We start from the raw sequence: 3350 nt of genomic DNA on the forward strand, positions 1-3350 counted from the left end.
CCCGCAACAATTGCGGGGCAGGAGGTACACCGGAAAGCGTGTATTATAACGTTCCAGCCGGAAGATATGTATCAAATATCTCCCAGGCAGATGCAGATACACAGGCCCAAACAGAAATTAATAGTAATGGACAGGCTTATGCCAATGCTAATGCCAAATGTACTTTTTGGAATACTGCCAAAAACCAGTTGTTTACCCGTAACAACTGCGGGGCAGGAGGTACACCGGAAAGTGTATATTATAATGTTCCGGCCGGGAAATATTTTTCAAATGCTTCCCAGGCAGATGCAGATATTCAGGCCCAAACAGAAATTGATACTAATGGACAGGCCTATGCGAATGCGAATGCTAAATGCACGTATTGGAATGTTGCAAAGAGCCAGACATTCATTCGTAATAATTGTACACCGGATAGTTCGTCGGGTAGCGCATTGTACGCAGTTCCGGCCGGAAAATATTTTTCAAATATTTCTCAGGCAGATGCAGATATGCAGGCTCAAGTAGAAATTAATAATAACGGACAGGCCTATGCCAATGCTAATGCCAAATGTACCTTTTACAGCAGTGCCAGAAGCGGCTCTTTTACCAGAAATAATTGTGCTGCAGGGAATCTTGGTTCAAGTGTCTCTTTTAGTCAGGCCTATGGTGCTTCTACTTCGACGTACTCTCTGGAGGAGGCGGATTCTTTAGGTTTAGCTAAATTTAATACAGACGGACAAAACAATGCAAACAGTATAGGAGTTTGTACACCTGCCGGTCCAGTTTACACCTTTAATTATACCTATTCTGCGGCATCATTAAGTATGACATTATTTGCTAATTGTTCAACAGCAAATCATCCTGCTGTCACCTTTAATTTTATAATAACATTTTTGTCTACCGCTAATAAACGTTTAACTTTAACAAGAAGCATTGTTTTGGGAGCCAACCAACTTTCCGCATCCCTTACATTAACAGTAGGTGGAGTTAACGGAACTCAACATGTTGAACTCGATGGCCCGGTTCAATAATAGCCCCAATAATTTAAATATAAAAGAGAACTTGATGAAAAAATTTATATCAATTATAATTTTGTTATTATTTGCAATTCCGGTGCTACACGCCCAGGGTTTCAGTGATGATAATTTTGTTTACACTGTAGCTCCCAAAAAAGCGGTTAAGTCAGGAAATTTTAATGCTTTGACCAAGGAAGAGGCAAACCAGAATATCACTTATTTTGACGGACTGGGCAGGCCTGTTCAGACTATCGCCATTGGCCAGGGGGGAAATGGTTCTGATATCATCACACCCATAGAATACGATAGTTTTGGCAGGCAGGTGAAAGAATATTTGCCGTATGCCTCTTCAAACGGAGGTACCAGTTATCCCAAAATAGATCCTGCTACAGCAATCAATGCTGCAATATCTTTTTACGGTACAGCAAAATACGAGAATACCGCCAACCCATTTTCAGAAAAACAACTTGAATCATCCCCGTTAAACAGGGTTTTAAAACAAGCCGCTCCGGGAGCATCCTGGGCGATGGGCGGCGGTCATGAAATTAAACTCGATTATCAGACCAATACTGCTGATGAAGTTAAATTGTATAAAGCAACAGCCACCTGGGATGCAGGTTCAGGATTGTTTGAAACTGCTTTTTCAGAATCAGGAAATTATGAGGCCAGCCAATTATACAAAAACGTAACTTTTGATGAAAATACCAGTGCCAACCCAAGCGAATCAGCCGGCTCTACGGTAGAATTTAAAAACAAGGAAGGTCAGGTTGTTTTAAAAAGAACCTACGAATCCGGAAACAAATTCGATACGTATTATGTGTATGATCCTTACGGAAATCTAACTTACGTTATTCCGCCGAAAGCAGATGGCACGGTTGACGATGAAGTTTTAAACGGCTTATGTTACCAATACAAATACGATGATGAAAACCGATTAGTCGAGAAAAAATTACCGGGCAAGCAATGGGAATTTATCGTTTATGATAAACTGGACAGGCCTATGGCCACAGGTCCAGCATTATCACCTTTTAAGGATGACACGAGTGTGGGCTGGCTTATCACCAAATACGACGCTTTTAGCCGACCAATTTATACAGGATGGAACAGTCAAACGGCAAATTCAGCGACAAGGAAATCGTTGCAGGATGCCCAGAATGATGCTGCTGTTTTGTTTGAAACCAGGCAAACATCAGGTACTATCGATGGCATTGCCGTTAATTATAGCAATGGCATAGCACCAACAAATTTTAAGCTTTTAACAGTTAATTATTATGATGATTATGTGTTTCCGAATGCAGCTGCAGTACCAAGTGCTATTGAAGGGCAAACCGTTTTATCAAATGTAAAAGGAATGGCCACCGGAAACTGGACCAGGGTTGCCACAACAGCTTTGGCAATGCTGGGCGAAACCAGTACTACTTTTTATGATACAAAAACGCGCCCGATACGAACCTATGCCCAGAATCATTTAGGCGGTTATAACACTACCGATAGTAAACTTGATTTCACCGGAAAACCACTTTATACGATTAGCAAGCATAAACGCACGACAGGAGATAACGAAATTACCATAAGAGAAGAATTCACCTATTCTGCGCAGGATCGATTACTCACGCACACTCATCAAATAAACGGTGGAACGGTACAGCTTTTAGCGGATAATACCTATGATGCACTGGGACAGCTGACAAGCAAAAATGTGGGCAACAGTACCGGAAGTCCTTTGCAAAAAGTAGATTATACGTATAACATCAGAGGCTGGCTTACCGAAATTAACAAAACCGATGAACTGCAGCAAAACACAGACCCTCTGGATTTGTTTGCTTTTAAAATTAATTACGATAAAACACAAACCGAGATTGCGAATGTAAAAGCCTTGTATAACGGAAACATAGCCGAAACCTTCTGGAAAACAGGCTCGGATAATCTGGAGCGTTCTTACGGTTACCAGTACGATAAACTAAACCGACTGACCAGCGCCATTTATCAAAAATCGAAATTAACCACGGATTCGTATAATGAGAATTTATCGTATGATAAAAACGGAAACATCCTGTATTTGAACAGAAACGGAGATATGGACCCTCAGATAGGAACCAACGTAATCGATAATTTGACCTATACCTATCCGGGCAATTCAAACCAGCTTTCGAAAGTGACTGATAGTGCCAATAACAGCAGCGGTTTTAACGATGCCAATACCACAGGCGACGATTATACGTATGATGTTAACGGAAATATGATTAGTGATAAAAACAAAAATATCACCGAAATACTGTACAACCAACTCAATTTACCCAAGAAAATAACTTTTGGCACGGGAAACACAATTGAGTATATTTACAACGCAGCTGG

Annotated in this window: 2 protein-coding genes; both read left to right on the forward strand. The window is 40.9% G+C overall.

Annotated elements, in window-relative coordinates; translation table 11 throughout:
* The coding region (locus GKZ86_RS25300) for a DUF5977 domain-containing protein (protein ID WP_230328263.1) at positions 1 to 1010 on the forward strand (1010 nt) is incomplete at its 5' end.
* A gap of 34 nt (positions 1011 to 1044) precedes the next feature.
* Positions 1045 to 3350, forward strand: a 2306-nt coding sequence (locus GKZ86_RS25145) for a DUF6443 domain-containing protein (RefSeq protein WP_230328264.1), incomplete at its 3' end; no start/stop codon positions are given.

Source organism: Flavobacterium sp. LC2016-13 (genome assembly GCF_009707955.1).
GTDB lineage: Bacteria > Bacteroidota > Bacteroidia > Flavobacteriales > Flavobacteriaceae > Flavobacterium.